We start from the raw sequence: 665 nt of genomic DNA, 5'->3' as shown, positions 1-665 counted from the left end.
TATTCTCAGCAAAATGATAACGGGAAAAGAGAGATTATTTCTGTCTCACAATCCGAAGAAGCTTACTTGTTGAAAAGAGTTCAAAGCGAGATTGATGCTTTCATGAAAAAGATGTATCAGACCTTGTATGGATAGTTTACCAGAGAAAGTGGCTTCTTGCTCAACACAATGCCGTATGAACAACTGGGCGTGTTGAAGAATTATATACTGTGATGGGAAATGGGGATAAAGCTAACGGTAAACTGATGGTTGAAACTCTTATTGAAAATAATACGATAGGAGGCAACTTTATTAAATATGGCTTTGACCTCAATATCTTTATTGGAAAACCTAATGAAAAGGAAGAGGGTTGGAAACATGACGTCTATGATTATTTAGACAGAGGGGATGAAAAAAATGTCGGGACTTAAAAAAATACTAATCGTGATTGGTTCTGTAATTGCTTTAGCTACTGGCTTGAATCTTTATTTTCAATATCAAAACCACCAAGAACATATGCAATTAAAAACCTCCTTTGAAGAGAGGGACAATATAGTCGTCTTACAACATTTAATGGCATCAGGAAAATATGCGTCTGACATCCGTAAAGCAGGCTATGTCGTTCCTCCCGATGGAGCTATTCGACTGGATGGAGGAATTGACTCCATAGAGATAAAAGGAGACAT

General features: G+C 37.0%; 1 protein-coding gene and 1 pseudogene. Both read left to right on the top strand.

The annotated features are described in order from the left end of the window. Positions 1–209 precede the first annotated feature (209 nt). Positions 210–410: a hypothetical protein gene (locus CBI42_RS11040; protein WP_142294119.1), complete on the top strand. Its 201-nt coding sequence runs from the start codon at positions 210–212 to the stop codon at positions 408–410. Further along, positions 397–665 (top strand): annotated as a pseudogene (locus CBI42_RS11035) (thiol-disulfide isomerase); the annotation flags it as partial. The gene CBI42_RS11040 and the pseudogene CBI42_RS11035, both read left to right, overlap by 14 nt.

Origin of the sequence: Streptococcus sp. KR, assembly GCF_002238115.1 — a bacterium.
Classification (GTDB): Bacteria; Bacillota; Bacilli; order Lactobacillales; family Streptococcaceae; genus Streptococcus.
The sequence above is the reverse complement of the archived record's forward strand: the minus strand, read 5'-3'. Positions and strand labels throughout refer to the sequence as shown.